Origin of the sequence: Mycolicibacterium iranicum, from assembly GCF_002101705.1 — a bacterium.
GTDB classification, from domain to species: domain Bacteria; phylum Actinomycetota; class Actinomycetes; order Mycobacteriales; family Mycobacteriaceae; genus Mycobacterium; species Mycobacterium iranicum.
Genome location: NZ_LQPC01000030.1, coordinates 171,495 through 190,429, shown reverse-complemented (window position 1 = coordinate 190,429; position 18,935 = coordinate 171,495). Strand labels below are relative to the sequence as shown.

Here is an 18,935-nt window from a genome sequence, read left to right as displayed (position 1 = left end):
CTGACAAGCTGCGATGCCCCCGCACCTTTGATCTGCGGAGAAGCCATGTTTTACTGGCACTAGAACACGTTGCAATTGAGGAGAGCTTTTATATGCCTGGCCCCAACACGTGCCCCGTTGCACCCGACTTCGATTTCCTCGACGCGACCTTGAACCTCGAGCGCTTGCCCGTCGAGGAACTTGCCGAACTGCGCAAGTCCGAGCCTATCCACTGGGTCGACGTGCCGGGCGGCACGGGAGGTTTCGGCGACAAAGGCTATTGGTTGATCACCAAGCACGCCGATGTCAAGGAGGTGTCCAAGCGCAACGACGTCTTCGGCAGCTCACCCGACGGAGCGATCCCGGTGTGGCCACAGGGGATGGAGCGTTCCGCGATCGATCTGCAGAAGGCGGTCCTGCTGAACATGGACGCCCCGCAGCACACCCGCCTGCGCAAGATCATTTCCCGCGGTTTCACGCCGCGCGCCGTCGGACGACTCGAAGACGAACTGCGAGCGCGTGCCCAGAAGATCGCCGAGACCGCCAGGGCCGAGGGCTCCGGCGACTTCGTCGAGCAGGTGTCGTGCGAGCTTCCACTGCAGGCCATCGCGGAATTGCTCGGTGTACCTCAGGACGATCGCGACAAGCTGTTCCGCTGGTCCAATGAGATGACCGCGGGGGAAGACCCCGAATACGCCGACGTCGACCCGGCGATGTCCTCGTTCGAGCTGATCACCTACGCGATGAAAATGGCCGAGGAGCGCGCGAAGAACCCCACCGAGGACATCGTCACCAAGCTGATCGAGGCCGACATCGAGGGTGAGAAGCTCTCCGACGACGAGTTCGGCTTCTTCGTCGTCATGCTCGCCGTCGCGGGCAACGAGACCACGCGCAACTCGATCACCCACGGCATGATCGCGTTCTCGCAGAACCCGGAGCAGTGGGAGCTGTACAAGAAGGAGCGCCCCGAGACTGCTGCCGACGAGATCGTCCGTTGGGCAACTCCTGTGTCGGCGTTCCAGCGCACCGCGCTGGAGGACACCGAGCTCAGCGGCGTGAAGATCAAAAAGGGTGAGCGGGTCGTGATGTCGTACCGCTCAGCGAACTTCGACGAAGAGGTCTTCGACGACCCGCACTCCTTCAACATCATGCGCACCCCCAACCCGCACGTCGGATTCGGCGGCACGGGCGCGCACTACTGCATCGGGGCCAACCTGGCCAAGATGACGATCAACCTCATCTTCAACGCCGTCGCCGACAACATGCCCGATCTCAAGCCGATCGGCGACCCCGAACGGCTGAAGTCGGGATGGCTCAACGGCATCAAACACTGGCAGGTCGACTACACCGGTAGCGGCTGCCCCGTCCAGCACTAGACTGGCGAAGGCTCAAGGAGGAGTCGGTGGATTTCAGTCCAGATGAGGGGCAGCAGGCCGTCGCCGATGTGGTGACCTCGGTGCTCGATCGTGAAAATAGCTGGGAAGCTTTGGTTTCCGGGGGCGTCGCGGCATTGGCTGTGCCGGAACGCCTCGGCGGCGACGGCGTCGGCCTCGCCGAGATCGCCACCGCGCTGACCGAGATCGGCAGACATGGCACCGTCAGTCCCGCGCTCGTCACCCTCGGTGCCACCGCGGTACTGCTCGACCTCGCCACAGCTGAGCAGCAAGATCGGTTCCTCGCCGGTGTGGGCAACGGCTCGATCGTGACGCTCGCGCTCAACGAGCCCGGTGCACAGCTCCCCGAACGACCGTCCGTTTCGTTGACCGGCGGCAAGCTCAGCGGTACGAAGATCGCGGTCGGCTATGCCGCGCAAGCAGATTGGCTCGTGGTGACCACCGATACCGGTGTCGCGGTCGTGTCAGCGAAGGCCGACGGGGTGACCGTCGCCAAGACCCCGGCGGCCAACGGATCCGACGAGTACGTCGTGACGTTCGCCGATGTCGCGGTCGGTGACGAAGACGTCCTCAAGGATGCGACGGTGCACCGGGTCAATCAGCTCGCGCTCGCGACGATCGGTGCATTCGCGTCGGGCCTCGTCGCCGGGGCACTGCGCCTGACCGCGGATTACGTCGCCACTCGAGAGCAGTTCGGCAGGCCGCTGTCGACGTTCCAGACTGTCGCTGCACAGCTCTCCGACGTCTACATCGCATCCCGCACCATCTCGCTGCTGTCGACGTCGGTGGTGTGGCTGTTGTCGGAAGGGCTCGACGCCGAAGACGATCTGGCTGTCCTCGGATACTGGCTGACCTCGCAGGCGGCCCCGGCGATGCGGCTGTGCCACCACCTCCACGGCGGGATGGGCATGGACATCACATACCCGATGGACCGTTACTACTCGTCGATCAAAGACCTGACGAGGGTCCTCGGCGGTCCTACACATCGTCTAGATCTGGTGGGTGTGTAAATGGAGCGGGCGAAGCGACGGGAGATGACATGTACATCGAATTGACCCCCGAGCAGCGGGCTCTGCAAGCTGAACTGCGACAGTACTTTTCGACGCTGATCACGCCCGACGAGGCGGCGGCGATGGAGTCCAACCGGCACAACGAGGCCTATCGCGCGGTGATCAAGCGCATGGGATCGGACGGCAAGCTGGGTGTCGGCTGGCCCAAGGAGTACGGCGGCCTCGGGTTCGGGCCGGTGGAGCAGCAGATCTTCGTCAACGAAGCCAACCGCGCCGACGTGCCGCTGCCACTGGTGACGCTGCAGACCGTGGGGCCGACCCTGCAGGTGTACGGCACCGAGGAGCAGAAGAAGAAGTTTCTGCCGGGAATCCTGTCCGGCGACATCCATTTCGCGATCGGGTACTCCGAGCCGGAGGCGGGCACCGACCTCGCGTCGCTGCGCACGACAGCGGTCCGGCATGGCGACGAATATGTTGTCAACGGTCAGAAGATGTGGACCACCGGCGCCCATGATGCCGATTACATCTGGCTGGCGTGCCGCACAGATCCCGAAGCCGCCAAGCACAAGGGCATTTCGATCCTGATCGTGGACACCAAGGATCCCGGCTACTCGTGGACACCGATCATCCTGTCCGACGGGGCCCATCACACCAATGCGTCGTACTACAACGACGTGCGGGTGCCCGCCGACATGCTCGTCGGTGAGGAGAACGGCGGCTGGAAGCTCATCACCACCCAGCTCAACCACGAGCGCGTCGGGCTCGGCCCCGCCGGTCGTGTCGCGGGCATCTACGACCAGGTCCACGCCTGGGCGTCGAAGCCGGGTTCAGACGGTGTGACGCCGATGGAGCACGACGACGTGAAGCGGCTGCTCGGCCAGATCAAGGCCATCTGGCGGGTGAACGAGCTGCTCAACTGGCAGGTGGCCGCATCGGGGGAGACCATCGCTGTCGCCGACGCCGCTGCGACGAAAGTCTTTTCCACCGAGCGTATTCAAGAGGTGGGCCGGCTGGCCGAGGAGATCGTCGGCAGGTTCGGCAACCCCGCCGACCCCGAGACCGGAGAGATCCTCGACTGGCTGGACAAGATGACCAAACGCAACCTGGTCATCACGTTCGGCGGCGGCGTGAACGAAGTGATGCGCGAGCAGATCGCGGCGTCGGGTCTCAAGGTCCCGAGAGTGAACAGATGAGCGCAGACCTGCAGGCGAGTATCGACAAGATCAAGGCTGAGGGAAAGAGCGAGCCGCGGCACGGCCGAGATCCGGTCAACCAGCCGATGATTCACCACTGGGTGGATGCGATCGGCGACAGGAACCCCATCTACGTCGACGCCGAGGCCGCGAAGGCGGCCGGTCATCCCGGTATCGTCGCCCCGCCGGCGATGATCCAGGTGTGGACGATGGGCGGCCTGGGCGAGGGGCGCTCCGATGACGACCCGTTGTCGAAGATGATGGCGCTGTTCGACGACGCCGGCTATGTCGGCGTGGTGGCGACCAACTGCGAGCAGACGTATCACCGCTACCTGCAGCCGGGCGAGGAGCTCGCCATCCACGCTGAGATCACCGACGTGGTGGGGCCCAAGCAGACCGCGCTCGGCGAGGGCTATTTCATCAACCAGCTCATCACGTGGACCACCGCCGACGACGAGCTGGTCGCCGAGATGAAGTGGCGCATCATGAAGTTCATGCCGCGTGGCGAAGCCAAGACCGCGGTGCCCGAGGATCTCGATCCCGACAAGCTGATGCGGCCTGCATCGTCGCGGGACACGAAGTTCTTCTGGGACGGCGTCAACGCTCACGAATTGCGTATCCAGAGGCGCCCGGACGGGTCCTTGCAGCACCCGCCGGTTCCCGCGGTCTGGGCCGCCAAGGACGAACCGACCGATTACGTCGTCGCCAGCGGCGACGGCACGGTGTTCAGCTACGTCGTTCACCATGCACCCAAGGTGCCCGGCCGCACGCTGCCGTTCGTCATCGCGTTGGTGGAGCTCGACGAGGGCGTGCGGATGCTCGGCGAACTCCGCGGCGTGGAGCCGGACGCGGTTCAGATCGGAATGCCTGTGCGCGCAACCTATATCGACTTCCCTGACAGTGAGATCAGCCCGGCATGGACGCTGTACGCATGGGAGCCGCGAGCATGAGCGCCACGGCAGCACCGTCGTACGAGGTGGGCACGAAACTGCCCGAGCTGAAGCTCTACGGCGATCCGACCTTCATCGTGTCGACGGCGATCGCCACCCGCGATTACCAGGACGTCCACCACGACCGGGACAAGGCACAGGCCAAGGGCTCCAAGGACATCTTCGTCAACATCCTCACCGACACCGGCCTGGTGCAGCGCTACATCACCGACTGGGCAGGCCCGACCGCCGTCATCAAGACGATCGGGTTGCGACTGGGGGTGCCCTGGTACGCCTATGACACCGTGACGTTCTCCGGTGAGGTGACGGCAATCGAGGATGGGCTAGTGACGCTCAAGGTGACGGGTAGCAACAGCCTCGGTGACCACGTCATCGCCACGGCCACAATCACTTTCGGAGGCAACGCATGACATCCGGGCTATCCGGCAAGTCGGCGATCGTCGGGATCGGCGCCACCGACTTCTCGAAGAACTCCGGCCGCAGCGAGCTTCGACTGGCCGCCGAGGCCGTCCTCGACGCGCTCGACGACGCGGGCCTGAAGCCTGCCGATGTAGACGGGCTCGTCACCTTCACGATGGACTCGAACCTCGAGACCGCTGTCGCACGTGCCACCGGAATCGGTGACCTCACGTTCTTCAGCCAGATCGGCTACGGCGGCGGTGCGGCAGCGGCGACGGTGCAACAGGCCGCCCTCGCGGTCGCGACCGGCGTGGCCGAGGTCGTCGTCGCCTACCGCGCCTTCAACGAGCGATCCGAGTTTCGCTTCGGCCAGGTCATGACGGGTCTCACGGTGAACGCCGACTCCCGCGGGGTCGAATACAGCTGGTCCTACCCCCACGGCTTGAGCACGCCTGCCGCCTCGGTGGCGATGATCGCCAAACGCTACATGCACGAATATGGCGCGACCAGTGCCGATTTCGGTGCGGTATCGGTCGCGGACCGCAAGCACGCGGCGAACAATCCGAAAGCGCACTTCTACGGCAAACCGATCACCATCGAGGATCACCAGAATTCACGGTGGATCGCCGAACCGCTTCGCCTTTTGGATTGCTGCCAGGAGACCGACGGCGGTGTGGCGATCGTGGTCACCACACCTGAGCGGGCCAGAGATCTGAAGCACAGGCCTGCGACCATCGAGGCTGCGGCGCAGGGCGCCGGGGCCGACCAGTTCACGATGTACTCCTATTACCGCGAGGAACTCGGCCTGCCCGAGATGGGTTTGGTCGGAAACCAGCTGTGGCAGCAGAGCGGTCTGTCGCCCGCCGACATCCAGACGGCGATCCTCTACGACCACTTCACCCCGTACACGTTGATCCAGCTCGAGGAGCTCGGGTTCTGCGGCAAGGGCGAGGCGAAAGACTTCATCGCGGGCGGGGCGATCGAACTCGGCGGTAAGTTGCCGATCAACACGCACGGCGGACAGCTCGGCGAGGCCTATATCCACGGCATGAACGGCATCGCCGAGGGTGTACGCCAGCTGCGCGGAACGTCGGTCAACCAGGTGTCGAACGTCGAGCATGTGCTGGTCACTGCGGGCACCGGGGTGCCGACGTCCGGCTTGATCCTGGGATGAGCCTTCGGCGGCGCCCACTTGTGTGAGGTGTGCCTCGCACAACCGCGGCAACCGGCCAACTACCCTTGCCCACATGAGCTCCCGCCAACCGCATCCGGATGACGAGGACACCGGGCCCCTGGATGTCGGCGAGGTGCGTCAGCCGCAGACCAGCCGGTGGGAGCCTCGCTACGACGCCCCGATGGCGGTGAATCCCCGCCCGGTGCATAGGGATCGAAGGCCCGTCATGTTGTCGGTCGCCGCTGGTGTGGGTGTGGTCGTCCTCGGAATCCTTGCGTGGGTGTTCTGGCCGTCGTCGGACACCGGGGACGACTCGGAGGCAGCCACCGCAAGCACGACCCAGGCCGAATCGCAGCAGGAGGCGCAGACGCGGCTGTTGGGAATGCTGCCAGCCGGCTATCCCGAAGGTTCCTGCGAGGCCGTGGTGCCGGTGAAAGGTGCCCTCGCGCAGGTCAGTTGCGACAAGAACGCCGATCCGGGAGGCCCGTTGGCGGCGACTTTCACACTCGCGGGTGACGATGAATCCCTCAAGGCACTTTTCGACGCCGTCATCGGCGAGACGTCGGTGGTCAACTGCCCCGGCAACATCCAGTCACCCGGACCCTGGCGCCGCAATGCCGCACCCGAGTTGGAGGCGGGCACCCTGGTGTGCGGTTTCCAGCAGAGCAAGCCGACGGTCGCGTGGACGACCGACGCCAATCTGATGGTCAGCGAGGTCCAGTCGGGCCCGCAGGGGCCGAACATGGTTCAGCTCTACACGTGGTGGAGTTCGCACTCCTGACATGAACCGGGCCGCCTGGCTTGCAGCTAGGCGGCCCGGATTCGTCGGTTTCTCTCAGGCAGGCGGTGCCGGCACCACGACGGTGGTGGTGGGAGCACCTGCAGCCGGCGCAGGCTGCGCCGGGGGCGCGTCCTGAGGCAACGGGGTTCCGGAGCTGCCCTGCGGGACAGGTGCCACAGCTGCGGGGACCGGAGCCGGCGAAGCTTCCGCCGCAGCGGCGCCCTCAGGGAGCGGGGTGCCCGAGCTGCCTTCCGGCAGTGGCGTGCCGGCACTGCCCGCCGGCAACGGTGTACCCGAGCTGCCTTCCGGCAGTGGCGTGCCCGCGCTACCGGCGGGCATTGCGGTCGGGGTGGCGGGCATCGTGGTCGGTGTCGCCGACGCTGGTGCGGGCGTCGGTGTCTCGCTAGTGGTGGTCTCGGACGAACCCGAGGACGACGGCGACGTTCCGGTGTTGTACGACGACCCGCTGCCGCCGGACCCCGTGGCAGCCGGTGCGGGCGGGGCCTGCAGCCAGAGCAGCTGTTCGCCCTCTCCGTTGCTGTAGAAGACGCTGTCGGGCGCCTCGCCCGTGACGTCGAAGTAGATCTTGCCCGAGGTCTTCTGGCCCTGCGCCAGCGTCGACGGGTTGACGCCCTGCGCCGTCGCGACGCCGAAGAGCACGCGGTAGGTGTCGCCGTTCTTCGCGCGAGCATTGAGGTTCGAGATGATCGGGGTCACGTCGCCCGAGATCGCCTCGTCGCTGGCGGTGGCTTCCCACAGAGTGCCGATCGGACGGTAAGGGATGACGTCGGAGCTGGGCTTCAGATGACTGACCGTCCAGTGCTGGACCACGGTGCCGTTGACGAGCTCGCCAGGCTGTCCGAGCCACTGTGTCTCGGTCTCGGCCGAGGCGATGGATGCGCCAGCAAGGGCGACTGCGGCTGCCGCCACGGTGGTGAGAGCTGCCGATACGGGCTTGAATTTCACGCGTTCTCCTCCTGGTTTCGTTCAGCGATCAGCGAGGTTTCCCCCCGAGCAACCTAACAGGTCAGTTAACCGGCGTCGGGGGCGTATCTGACCTGCTGGTGGTGTCGACCTGCGCTTTCCTCGTCATGCCAGGTCAGACGATGCTTCCCTGAGCATGGTTTCCGTGCGCCGTCGGCGGGGCGATCGCCCCGGCGGTCAGATTGTGTTTCCTGCGGTTGGAATCAGACTCTGCAGAGTTGCTGAGCCATTCGCGCCAAGCCAGTCTGGCCAGCTCTTGGCATCGAACGCCATTTTTTAGCGTGGTTCGGACGTTGCCGGCGCGACCCTGATGATGCAGAAACCGCCTGATTCCGTAGCAAACGCAACAAAATGTCGTTCAACGCTGCTGTTTCGACCGGCGGATCCCGTCGAGAACCCGCGAGAGCTCCTCGATCGGAGCGGGATGCGGTTTCGTGCGTTGTGCGTGTCGCCACACCGGTTTCCGCAGTTGACCTGTGGCCATTGTGAAGGACGATGCGAAGAGTCGGGAGCTGAGCAGTTGCCTAGGAACCGATCGCGTCGCATTGGGCGTTCTCGACGGCGAGCAGAACACGGCAAGTAGGTGAACCCTTGAAATAGGGGCCAGCAAAACCCGACAATCTGGGCTCCGCTCTGGTAAGACTGTCTACGCGTTGCCTGGCGTAGATGCTCGGGCGACTTCACCCGATGCAACTACCTTTCCAGGGGGCAAGACAATGGCAAGGCACGCCAAGAAGAGCGATCGCTCGGCGGCAATCCGCACGTATCTGGGCGCCGGTATCACGGCGGGTGTCGCGGGGGCGGCATTCGCAGGTGTCGGTGCGCTGACGCTGATCGACGATGCGCAGGCACCGACCGAAATTCAGGTGCAGCTCGTTTCCAACGAAGAGGAACTGCTGTTCCTGTCGCTCAACGGCGGCAGCGATCGCAAAGAAGCCCGCAGCACGGCGCTCATCTTCGATACGGACAACGCCAATCCGGCATTTCGGCCCATCATCGGCCCCGGTGGCTGGCTGATCGGCAACGGCATCGACGCGGCCGAAGACTGCGAGGGCGATGCCTGCAACGGCGGCGACGGCGGCCTGCTCTGGGGCAACGGCGGCAACGGTGCCAACGGCGGCGACGGTGGCAACGCCGGCTTCTGGTTCGGCAACGGTGGTGCCGGAGCCGACGGCGCCGATGCCGTGTACGACGAGGACGGCGAGCTGGTGTCGGAAGCCGAAGCGGGTGGCAACGGCGGAGAGGGATCGCTGTTCGGCAACGGCGGCAACGGCGGCCGCGGCGGCGATGACTTCAACGACAGCAATTTCACCGACGACCCCGAGACCGAGGACGTGGACGAGGACGACGACAACAACGCGTTCGGTGGCCGCGGTGGCAACGGCGGCGGCAGCCACTTCGGGCAGGCAGGCTCGGGTGGCCGAGGCGGTGACGCAGAGTCGGTCAACGGCAGCGCCGGCGGTGGCCGCGGCGGCAACGGCGGCGACTCGACCTACGGCGACGCCGGCGTCGGTGGCGACGGCGGCGACGGCATCGCCGAAGAAGACGGCGAGGTCGGCACCGGCGGCAACGGCGGCACCGGCGGTGGCAATGACGGCGTCGGCGATGGCGCTGAGGGTGGCTGGGGCGGCTCCGGCCTCGGCTACGGGGATGCCGATGCCAAGGGTGGCGACGGCGGCGCCGGTGGCGAGACGTTCAACGGCAACGGCGGCAAGGGCGGCGAAGGCGGCCTCGCCGAGAGCCTCGACGGCAATGCCACCGGCGGCAAGGGTGGTACCGGCGGCGAGTCCTCCGGCAGCGGCAACGGCGGCTCCGGCGGCAAGGGCGGCGACGGCACCGGCGGCGTTCCCGACGAGGAAGGTGACCCTGCGGGCAGCGGCAACGGCAAGGGCGGTAACGGTGGCGCCGGCGGCGACGCCGGAATCATCGGCAACGGTGGCGACGGCGGCGACGGCGGCGATGGCGCTGTCGAGCCCGGCGGCACCGGAACGGCCACGGGCGGCAGCGGTGGTTCGGGTGGATCCAAGGGCGTCATCGGCCGGGACGGCGACGACGGCAACGACGGATCGCCGTCGGATTCCGACTCTGACGCGGACGCCTCCGACTAGGAGTTAGTGGTACGAAGGCGGGTTCACCGGCAAGGCCGGTGAACCCGCCTTTCGTTATCAATCATCAAAAGCTTTGGCGGGAGAGAGTTTTCGCGAGTGCTTTGCCGGTATGATCGCGCCCGTGCCGGAATCCGCAGCTTCTCCCCGTACCAGCCCGCTCGTCATCGCCGCCCTGGTGGTCGCACTCGCGGCCCTCGGCGTCGCGATCTTCGCTTTGGTCAGCGCCCCGTCGCCCACCAGCGAAACCTCGGCGGCGACAGCTGATCAATCGACCGACCCGAAGACGCGCGTCTGCTCCGCGTTCACCCTCGTGCGAAATGCGGTCTCACTGCAGACCAATGCCAATCTCGGCCCCGACCCGGTGGCGACCCAGGCGGTTGCGGCCAATGCGCGGCTCGCGACTCTGGGTGGCGGACAGTTCCTGCTGTCGCGGTTGGACGGCGAAGTGCCGACCGATCTGTCCGACGCTGTGCGATCTTTCGCCAACAACCTGGAGTACATCGGCATGGGTCAGCTCGCAGGTGCCCCCGGCGACGACCCCAATCAGATCAATCGGATGAACGACGCGCAGGCGACGTCCAACAAGATCACCGAGCTCTGCAAGTAGCCCGCGTCAGGCGGGCACGAACTCCACACCCGCCAGCGCGACCGCGTCGTCGCGCTCCGGAGCGGTCACGGTCGCCGAATACGTCCCGTCCTCTTTCCACACGCTGACCTTCAGCGTTTCGCCGGGGAAGACGACGCCGGCCATCCTCGCCCCGTAGGACTTCAGCCCGCTGACGTCCCCGTCGAGCAGGTTGTCCACCAACGCTTTACAGGTCATGCCGTAGGTGCACAGCCCGTGCAGGATGGGGCGCGGGAAGCCCGCGGCCGCGGCGAAGTCCGGGTCCGAGTGCAAGGGGTTGCGGTCTCCGCACATCCGGTACAGCAATGCCTGCTGCGGTGAGGTGGGTACCGACAGCTCGAGGTCGGGGGCGCGATCCGGTGCTGCCGAGGACCCTGACGGCCCACGGTCGCCGCCGAACCCGCCCTCACCGCGGGCGAAGATCGACCGTTTCTGGGTCCACAGTAAAGTGCCTTCGGGGTCCTTGACCTCGGTCTCCGACCAGATGACCGCCGCCTTGCCCTTGTCCCAGATTTCGGTGAACCGGGTGACCGCGATACCTGTGCCCGCCGCCGGGATCGGACCGGGAACCGTGACGGCCTCGCTCGCGTGCAGCACCTTGCTGAGTTCGATGTCGATGCCGGGGAACCTCACCGCGGGCGGCTCGGTCATGTGAAAGCTCTGCGCCACATTGCCGAAAGTGGGCAATACCTGCGGCGTGCCGTCGGTCAGGTAACGCAGCTCTGCTTTGTCCATCGGGTCGGCACCGGCCCCGAGGCCCAGGTGATAGAGCTGGACATCGCTACTGCTCCAGGAGAATTCGACGGGAGGCAGCTCCGCGCCGATGGCCTCGTCGAGATTGATGGGCACGCCTATTCCTTCCCTGCCAGGTGAAGCGCCGCCAGATACCCGAAGGTCATCGCGGGCCCGATGGTTCCGCCCGGTCCCGGGTAGGTGTGACCCATCACCGGGGCGCTCGCATTACCCGCCGCATACAACCCGTCGATGACCGAGCCGTCATCGCGCAGCGCGCGGCCCTTGATGTCGGTGACAATGCCGCCCTTGGTTCCCAGATCGCCAGGCACCATCTTGGCGGCATAGAACGGACCGGTGGCAATCTCGCCGAGATTTGGGTTCGGCTTGTTGGTGGGGTCGCCGTAGTAGCGGTCGTACGCGCTTTCACCACGCCTGAAATCCTCGTCGACCCCGGAGCGCGCGAAACCGTTGAACCGCTCGACCGTCGCCTTGAACTCGTCGACGGGGAGGCCGGTCTTTTTGGCCAACTCATCCAGAGTGTCTGCCTTGACGATGACGCCGGACTCCATCCACTTCTTCGGAATGCGTTGGCCCGGTTGCAATCCTGCGAAAATATAGCGGTCGCGATACTGCTGGTCGAACACCAGCCACGCCGGGATGTTCTCCCCGGGGCCGGGACCCTGGCCGTACTTGCCGCCGTACATGTGATGGCATGCCTCCACATAGGGCATGGACTCGTTCATGAACCGCTTGCCCGCCATGTTGACGATGATCGAGCCGGGGGAGTTACGCTCAGACAGCGCGAACCATGGGGCGTCTATCAGCGGGACCGTCGGGCCCCACCACGCATCCTCCATGACATCTAATGCGGCACCGAGCTTTTCGGCGGCCAGAATGCCATCGCCGGTGTTGGCCACCGCGCCGACGGTCCATTCGGTGGTGATGGGGGCGCGCTGATACTTCACCCGCATCTGCTCGTTGTGCTCAAAACCTCCGCTGCCCAGGATGACACCCCGGCGAGCCCGGATCAGCTGCGGCTCTGCGCTTTCCGGGCCCGTCATGTCGCGGACATAGATGCCCTTCACCGCGCCGTCCTCGACATAAAGATCAGTCAGCGCGGTGTTCAGCAGGACCGGAACGCCGGCCTTCTGCAGACCGATGCGCAGCGGCGCTATAAGCGCTCGGCCCATGCCCACCAGGTTCTTTCGGGTGGCGTTCGCCCACACTGACCGCACACCGACCTTGACGCTGCGGAGAAGGCCTCGCGGATGGCGCTTGAGTTGGTTGAGACGCACGTAGTCCTGCTGCATCACCACCATGTTCAGCGGCACCTTGCCGTACGGCGGCTCGAGGCCCTTCTCGTCGGGGCCGAGTTTGCGGGCGTTGAACGGCTTCGGCTCCACTGAACGGCCGGAGGGCTTGCCGCCCGGCGTCTCCGGGTAGTAGTCGGAGTAGTTGGGCACCCAGCACAGCTTGAGCGGGGAGTGCTTCAACACGAACGACAGCATCTCCGGGCCGCGTTCCAGATACGTGTCGATCTTCTCGGCGGGCACCACGTCGCCGATGATCGCGTGCAGGTACGTGCGCGCCGCCTCCGGAGTGTCTTTGACCCCGTCGCGCTGGAGCACCTCGTTGTTCGGGATCCACACACCGCCACCGGAACGGGCCGTCGAACCGCCATAGTGCGGCGCCTTCTCAACGACTACTGTCGAGAGGCCCTGGTGGGCCGCGGTGAGGGCGGCGACCATACCGGCAGCCCCGCTGCCCACCACGACGACGTCATACTCCTGCTGCGTCATGTAGAACACGTTATAGAATTGCCCGGCCGACTAACAACTGTGCCGGTCGACGAAACGAGGGGACTTCACAAATGTTGCCCGTTGAGGTGCGTGAGAAGTTGGCCGCGGATTTGGCTGAGGCTGAGCGCAGCCGGGTGCCGATCGCGCCGTTGACTGATGGTCATCCTGATATCGATGTGGTTGATGCCTATGAGATTCAGTTGATCAATATTCGTCGCCGGGTTGCTGAGGGGGCTCGGGTGATCGGGCACAAGGTGGGCCTGTCGTCGGAGGCGATGCAGAAGATGATGAACGTCGACGAACCCGATTACGGGCATCTGTTGGAGGAGATGCAGGTGTTCGAGGATCGGCCGGTGCCGTCGGGTCGTTATCTGTACCCGCGAGTGGAGGTCGAAGTCGGTTTCATCCTGTCTGATGACCTGCCGGGGGCGGGGTGTACCGAGGATGATGTGCTGGCTGCGACGGCGGCGTTCGCGCCGGCGATCGAGCTGATCGACACCCGTATTACCAATTGGCAGATCAAGTTGTGCGACACGATCGCCGATAACGCGTCGTCGGCGGGCTGGGTGCTGGGTGAGGCGCGGGTGTCGCCGAAAGATATTGATATCAAGAACATCGACGCGGTGCTCACCAACAACGGCGAGGTCGTTGCGGAGGGTCGCAGCGATGCGGTGTTGGGTAATCCGGTGACCGCGGTGGCGTGGCTGGCCCGCAAGGTGGAGAGTTTCGGCGTCCGGCTGCGCGCTGGTGACATTGTGTTGCCGGGGTCGTGCACCCGTGCGATAGATGCACCCCCGGGCAGCCATTTCGTTGCCGACTTCGCCGGGTTAGGTTCAGTACGACTGGATTTCGAATAGGAGCCTCTCTATGGCTAATAAAGCATCGGTCGCGATCGTGGGGTCGGGCAATATCAGCACCGATCTGCTGTACAAGTTGTTGCGTTCGGACTGGCTCGAGCCGCGCTGGATGATCGGCATCGACCCCGAGAGCGAAGGTTTGGCGCGGGCCCGCACGCTGGGGTTGGAGACCAGCCATGAGGGTGTGGACTGGTTGTTGGGGCAGTCGGAGAAACCGGATCTGGTGTTCGAGGCCACCAGTGCCTATGTGCATCGCGATGCCGCACCGCGGTATGCCGAAGCCGGTATTCGGGCGATCGATCTGACCCCGGCCGCGGTGGGGCCGGGGGTGATCCCGCCGGCGAATCTGCGGGAGCATCTGGATGCGCCGAATGTGAACATGGTGACCTGTGGTGGGCAGGCGACGATCCCGATCGTCTACGCGGTGAGCCGTGTGGTGGGGGTGCCCTATGCCGAGATCGTGGCGTCGGTGTCCTCGGCGTCGGCGGGGCCGGGCACGCGGGCCAACATCGACGAGTTCACCAAGACCACCAGTGCCGGTGTGCGCGATATCGGCGGCGCGGCGCGGGGTAAGGCGATCATCATCTTGAATCCGGCTGATCCACCGATGATCATGCGCGACACCATCTTCTGCGCGATCCCCGAGGATGCTGACCACGCGGCGATCACGGCGTCGATCAAGGATGTGGTGGCCGAGGTGCAGACCTACGTGCCCGGTTACCGGTTGCTCAACGAGCCGCAGTTCGACGAGCCGTCGGTGGTCAACGGCGGCAACCATCTCGTCACCACGTTCATCGAGGTGGAGGGTGCCGGGGACTACCTGCCGCCGTACGCTGGGAATCTGGACATCATGACCGCCGCGGCCACCAAGGTGGGCGAAGAGATCGCCAAAGACAGGCTCGCTGCCACTGGCGATGAGCGCTTGCGCGAAGAGCAGACTATTTCAGGAGGCCACTCATGAGTACCGACCAGATCTATTTCAATCCGATGTGGGACGTGCGGATGACCGACACGTCGTTGCGCGACGGTAGCCATCACAAGCGGCATCAGTTCACCAAGGACGAGGTCGGGGCGATCGTTGCGGCGTTGGATGCCGCCGGGGTGCCGGTTATCGAGGTCACCCATGGTGACGGGCTGGGCGGGTCGAGTTTCAACTACGGGTTTTCCAAGACCCCGGAGCAGGAGCTGATCAAGCTGGCCGCCGAGACGGCCAAAGAGTCCAAGATCGCGTTCCTGATGCTGCCCGGGGTGGGCACCAAGGAAGACATCAAAGAGGCCCAGAACAACGGCGGGTCGATCTGCCGTATCGCCACGCATTGCACCGAGGCCGATGTGTCGATTCAGCATTTCGGGCTGGCCCGCGAGCTCGGGTTGGAGACGGTGGGCTTTTTGATGATGAGCCACACCATCTCCCCGGAGAAGCTGGCCGCCCAGGCCCGCATCATGGCCGATGCGGGCTGCCAGTGCGTCTATGTCGTCGATTCGGCGGGCGCGTTGGTCCTCGAAGGAGTGGCCGATCGCGTGTCGGCCCTGGTGGCCGAGCTCGGCGACGACGCCCAGGTGGGATTCCATGGTCATGAGAACCTCGGCCTGGGGGTGGCCAATTCGATTGAGGCGGTGCGCGCCGGTGCCAAGCAGATCGACGGGTCGTGTCGCCGCTTCGGTGCCGGGGCGGGTAACGCGCCGGTCGAGGCGCTGATCGGGGTGTTCGACAAGATCGGCGTCAAGACCGGGATCGACTTCTTCGACATCGCCGATGCCGCCGAAGAGGTCGTCGCCCCCGCGATGCCGGCCGAATGTCTGCTGGACCGCAACGCGCTGATCATGGGCTACTCGGGGGTGTACTCCAGCTTCCTCAAGCACGCCATCCGCCAGTCCGAACGCTACGGGGTGCCCGCGCACAAGCTGCTGCACCGCGCCGGACAACGCAAGCTCATCGGCGGCCAGGAAGACCAACTCATCGACATCGCCCTGGAAATCAAACGCGAACAGGAAGCCGCCTCCGCGTCCTAGCGCCGATGCCACGCTCGCGCGCGGTGAACGCGCTAGGGTCTGGAGGCGCCGCCGCGATCTGCGGGGAGCAGCCGTCGCCCCGCACGGCTCGCTGAAAGCATCGGAGACTCCCTGACCGACAGCGATCCGCCTGTAGTGCCCGGCCCAGCGGTCGGCACCGTCGATCTGATCTCCACCCCCCGCGTCCGCGGATGGATCCATCTCGTGGTGGCCGTCATCGCCGTGTTCGCAGGATCGGCGCTGATCCAGAGCGCCTGGCTGGTGGGTTCACCGCATGCGTGGTGGGCGGCCTCGGTCTACGCCCTGGCGGTCGTCGTGATGTTCACCGTCAGCGCGACCTATCACCGCGTCAGCTGGGATTCGGCCGCCGCTGAGAAGTGGATGATGCGCCTCGACCACTCAGCCATTTTCGTCTTCATCGCTGCCTGCTACACACCGCTGGCCGTGCTGGCACTGCCACCCGCAATCGGCGGCGACGTTCTGACCATCGTGTGGTCGGGGGCTGCGGCCGGTGTCGCGCTCAAGATGTTCTGGCCGTCGGCACCCCGGTGGGTGGGGGTGCCGCTGTACCTGCTGCTCGGATACACCGCGATCTGGTTCGCCGGGGCCCTGCTCGACGGGGCGGGCATCACCGTTGTGGCGCTGCTGATCGCCGGAGGTGTGCTGTATAACGTCGGAGCGATTCTCTACGGCGCCCGATGGCCCAACCCATGGCCCACCACGTTCGGCCACCACGAGTTCTTCCATGCGTTCACCGCGGCCGCCGCGGTGTGCCATTTCATCGCAATCTGGCTCGTCGTCCACTAGGGGCATCGGGTCTGCGACGGGCACGATGGTGCCATGGTGGCGACGCGCGCTGACGCACAGGCGATCCTCGAACATTTGGCGGGCCCGGACGCCGTTCTGCGCGATGACCAGTGGACGGCCATCGAGGCGCTAGTTGTGCACCGGCGCCGGGCTCTCGTCGTGCAGCGCACGGGGTGGGGCAAGTCGGCCGTGTACTTCATCTCCGCCAAGCTCCTTCGCGCCGCGGGGCACGGGCCGACGGTCATCGTCTCGCCGTTGCTGGCTCTGATGCGAAACCAGGTCGCGGCAGCAGATCGCGCGGGGGTACACGCGGCGACGATCAACTCGAGCAACGTGGCGGACTGGGCCGAAATCCACAACCGGGTCCGACGCGGTGAGCTCGACGTGCTGCTGGTCAGCCCGGAACGGTTGAACAACCCGGACTTCCGCGACGAGGTACTGCCGGCATTGGCCGACGACGCCGGCCTGGTCGTCGTCGACGAAGCGCACTGCGTATCGGACTGGGGCCACGATTTCCGGCCCGACTACCGCAGGATCCGAACCCTGATCGCCGATCTCGGTGCCGACGTTCCAGTGCTCGCCACCACCGCGACGGCCAACGACCGCGTGGTCGCCGACGTCGCCGCGCAACTCGGTGTCGGTGGTGACACGGACACCCTCGTACTGCGTGGGGGGCTGGACCGCGAGTCGCTGCGGCTGTCCGTCGTGAAGGCGGGCAGCCCGGCCCAACGCGCGTCATGGCTTGTCGCACATCTGGATTCGCTTCCCGGTTCTGGGATCGTCTACACCCTCACGGTGGCGCAGGCCAACGATGTGGCGGCGTTGCTGGCCGAGCAGGGTCACAAGGTCGCGTCCTACACGGGCGCCACCGAGGCGGCAGAACGCGAGCAGTTGGAGGCCGATCTGCTCGCCAACCGGGTCAAGGCACTCATCGCGACGTCCGCTCTCGGCATGGGGTTCGACAAGCCCGATCTGGGCTTCGTCGTCCACTTGGGGGCGCCCTCGTCGCCCATCGCGTACTACCAGCAGGTCGGGCGTGCGGGCCGCTCGACGCCCAGCGCTGAGGTGGTGCTGCTCCCCGGTCATGAGGATCAGGATGTCTGGCGGTACTTCGCGTCGGTGGCGTTCCCGTCAGAAGCCATGGTGCGCAATGTTATTCAAGCCCTGGATGCGCAGCGTCCGCAGTCGACAGCCGCTCTGGAGCCGCTCGTCGACCTCAATCGGTCACGTCTGGAAATGGTGCTGAAGGTGCTCGACGTCGACGGGGCGGTCCGCCGCGTCAAGGGTGGTTGGATCGCCACCGGGCAACCGTGGGGGTACGACGAGGAGCGCTATCGCACGCTCGACGAGGCCCGCAGGCGTGAACAACAAGCGATGCTGGACTATCAGTCCACCACCGCATGCCGGATGGCGTTCCTGCGTAGGCAGCTCGACGACCCGGAACTCGGCGACGACGAACGGTGCGGCAGGTGTGACAACTGCTCCGGCACGAGGTATTCCGCTGACGTCGACGCAGCGGTGGCCGAAGAATCCCGGCACCGGTTGATGAGGCCCGGCGTCACGCTCGCGCCGCGCAAACAGTGGCCGACGGGTCTGGGCAAGCTCGGCCTCGAGCTCAGCGGGAAGATCACCGACGGGCCGCAGCCGGGACGCGTCATCGGCCGGCTCACCGACCTCGGATGGGGTGCTCGGCTACGCGCCGTGCTGGATGCCGACGATGCGGAAGTGTCCGACGACGTCGTCAAGGCCGCGGTGAACGTTCTTGCGTCATGGGATTGGGAGACGCGGCCGACGGCTGTCATGGCGGTGGACTCGGTCAGCCACCCGGTGTTGATCACCTCGCTGGCCCGCAGGCTCGCGGAGCTCGGTCGGCTCACCGACCTGGGGGTGCTGCGATACGCGTCGGATCGGCGGCCGGTGACGGCTGCGAACTCGGCATATCGGGTCGCGGCGCTCGACCGCTCGTTCGCCGCGCCCGATGCCGCCGTGATCGGGGCGGCCGGTGGACCCGTGCTGCTCGTCGACGACCTGGCTGACAGCGGGTGGACGCTGACGATGGCCGCGCGGCTGGTGCGAGCCGCGGGTGCCCAGCAGGTGCTGCCATTCGCGCTGGCCAGTACGTCGTGA

The 18,935-nt window shown here is 65.7% G+C and carries 17 protein-coding genes; 14 read left to right on the top strand and 3 right to left on the bottom strand.

Annotation, left to right across the window (positions count from 1 at the left end; genetic code table 11):
* The first annotated feature begins 92 nt into the window (after nucleotides 1-92).
* The 7 genes from AWC12_RS14530 to AWC12_RS14500 all read left to right on the top strand — a co-directional run bounded on the left by AWC12_RS14530 (nucleotide 93) and on the right by AWC12_RS14500 (nucleotide 6,880).
* A complete protein-coding gene (locus AWC12_RS14530) occupies nucleotides 93-1,355 on the top strand; it encodes a cytochrome P450 (protein ID WP_024446786.1) in 1,263 nt (420 codons plus the stop codon).
* Nucleotides 1,356-1,381: 26 nt separating this feature from the next.
* Entirely contained in the window at nucleotides 1,382-2,383 is a 1,002-nt protein-coding gene (locus AWC12_RS14525; RefSeq protein WP_024446785.1) for an acyl-CoA dehydrogenase family protein, read from the top strand.
* Nucleotides 2,384-2,412: 29 nt separating this feature from the next.
* Complete coding sequence (gene fadE29, locus AWC12_RS14520; protein ID WP_024446784.1) at nucleotides 2,413-3,576, top strand: acyl-CoA dehydrogenase FadE29; 1,164 nt, start codon at nucleotides 2,413-2,415, stop codon at nucleotides 3,574-3,576.
* Nucleotides 3,573-4,526: a bifunctional MaoC family dehydratase N-terminal/OB-fold nucleic acid binding domain-containing protein gene (locus AWC12_RS14515; protein WP_085175140.1), complete on the top strand. Its 954-nt coding sequence runs from the start codon at nucleotides 3,573-3,575 to the stop codon at nucleotides 4,524-4,526. Before fadE29 ends, AWC12_RS14515 begins: the two co-directional genes overlap by 4 nt.
* Entirely contained in the window at nucleotides 4,523-4,936 is a 414-nt protein-coding gene (locus AWC12_RS14510) for a MaoC family dehydratase (protein WP_036465096.1), read from the top strand. The genes AWC12_RS14515 and AWC12_RS14510 overlap by 4 nt, the downstream gene beginning before the upstream one ends.
* A complete protein-coding gene (locus AWC12_RS14505; RefSeq protein WP_024446781.1) occupies nucleotides 4,933-6,099 on the top strand; it encodes a 17-hydroxy-3-oxo-4-pregnene-20-carboxyl-CoA lyase in 1,167 nt (388 codons plus the stop codon). The genes AWC12_RS14510 and AWC12_RS14505 overlap by 4 nt, the downstream gene beginning before the upstream one ends.
* Before the next feature lie 73 nt (nucleotides 6,100-6,172).
* Nucleotides 6,173-6,880: a hypothetical protein gene (locus AWC12_RS14500; protein ID WP_024446780.1), complete on the top strand. Its 708-nt coding sequence runs from the start codon at nucleotides 6,173-6,175 to the stop codon at nucleotides 6,878-6,880.
* Nucleotides 6,881-6,934: 54 nt separating this feature from the next.
* Here the strand turns inward: AWC12_RS14500 and AWC12_RS14495 are convergent, their stop codons facing one another.
* The gene (locus AWC12_RS14495; RefSeq protein WP_024446779.1) at nucleotides 6,935-7,846 is read right to left on the bottom strand and encodes an MPT63 family protein; all 912 of its coding nucleotides are present in this window, start codon (nucleotides 7,844-7,846) and stop codon (nucleotides 6,935-6,937) included.
* A 734-nt stretch (nucleotides 7,847-8,580) separates the two neighbouring features.
* Here AWC12_RS14495 and AWC12_RS14490 point away from each other — a divergent pair.
* Together AWC12_RS14490 and AWC12_RS14485 are read left to right on the top strand one after the other, a co-directional pair.
* The gene (locus AWC12_RS14490; protein ID WP_024446778.1) at nucleotides 8,581-9,972 is read left to right on the top strand and encodes a hypothetical protein; all 1,392 of its coding nucleotides are present in this window, start codon (nucleotides 8,581-8,583) and stop codon (nucleotides 9,970-9,972) included.
* Between the two features lie 121 nt (nucleotides 9,973-10,093).
* The gene (locus AWC12_RS14485; RefSeq protein WP_024446777.1) at nucleotides 10,094-10,579 is read left to right on the top strand and encodes a hypothetical protein; all 486 of its coding nucleotides are present in this window, start codon (nucleotides 10,094-10,096) and stop codon (nucleotides 10,577-10,579) included.
* A 6-nt stretch (nucleotides 10,580-10,585) separates the two neighbouring features.
* Here AWC12_RS14485 and AWC12_RS14480 read toward each other — a convergent pair whose 3' ends face one another.
* Both AWC12_RS14480 and kstD read right to left on the bottom strand, forming a co-directional pair.
* The gene (locus AWC12_RS14480; RefSeq protein ID WP_024446776.1) at nucleotides 10,586-11,446 is read right to left on the bottom strand and encodes an enoyl-CoA hydratase ChsH3; all 861 of its coding nucleotides are present in this window, start codon (nucleotides 11,444-11,446) and stop codon (nucleotides 10,586-10,588) included.
* Nucleotides 11,447-11,448: 2 nt separating this feature from the next.
* Nucleotides 11,449-13,131, bottom strand: a complete 1,683-nt coding sequence (gene kstD / locus AWC12_RS14475) for a 3-oxosteroid 1-dehydrogenase (RefSeq protein WP_024446775.1) — start codon at nucleotides 13,129-13,131, stop codon at nucleotides 11,449-11,451.
* Between the two features lie 71 nt (nucleotides 13,132-13,202).
* On the opposite strand from kstD, the gene AWC12_RS14470 reads away from it, so the two are divergent.
* The 5 genes from AWC12_RS14470 (at nucleotide 13,203) to AWC12_RS14450 (ending at nucleotide 18,935) form a co-directional block, all read left to right on the top strand.
* Complete coding sequence (locus tag AWC12_RS14470; RefSeq protein ID WP_024446774.1) at nucleotides 13,203-13,988, top strand: 2-keto-4-pentenoate hydratase; 786 nt, start codon at nucleotides 13,203-13,205, stop codon at nucleotides 13,986-13,988.
* Between the two features lie 10 nt (nucleotides 13,989-13,998).
* Entirely contained in the window at nucleotides 13,999-14,949 is a 951-nt protein-coding gene (locus AWC12_RS14465; RefSeq protein WP_024446773.1) for an acetaldehyde dehydrogenase (acetylating), read from the top strand.
* Nucleotides 14,946-16,001, top strand: a complete 1,056-nt coding sequence (dmpG, locus tag AWC12_RS14460) for a 4-hydroxy-2-oxovalerate aldolase (RefSeq protein ID WP_085175138.1) — start codon at nucleotides 14,946-14,948, stop codon at nucleotides 15,999-16,001. Before AWC12_RS14465 ends, dmpG begins: the two co-directional genes overlap by 4 nt.
* 135 nt (nucleotides 16,002-16,136) lie before the next feature.
* Nucleotides 16,137-16,808: a PAQR family membrane homeostasis protein TrhA gene (trhA, locus tag AWC12_RS14455; protein WP_110808640.1), complete on the top strand. Its 672-nt coding sequence runs from the start codon at nucleotides 16,137-16,139 to the stop codon at nucleotides 16,806-16,808.
* A 36-nt stretch (nucleotides 16,809-16,844) separates the two neighbouring features.
* Nucleotides 16,845-18,935 (top strand): RecQ family ATP-dependent DNA helicase, encoded by a 2,091-nt coding sequence (locus AWC12_RS14450; protein ID WP_085175434.1) that lies wholly within the window; start codon nucleotides 16,845-16,847, stop codon nucleotides 18,933-18,935.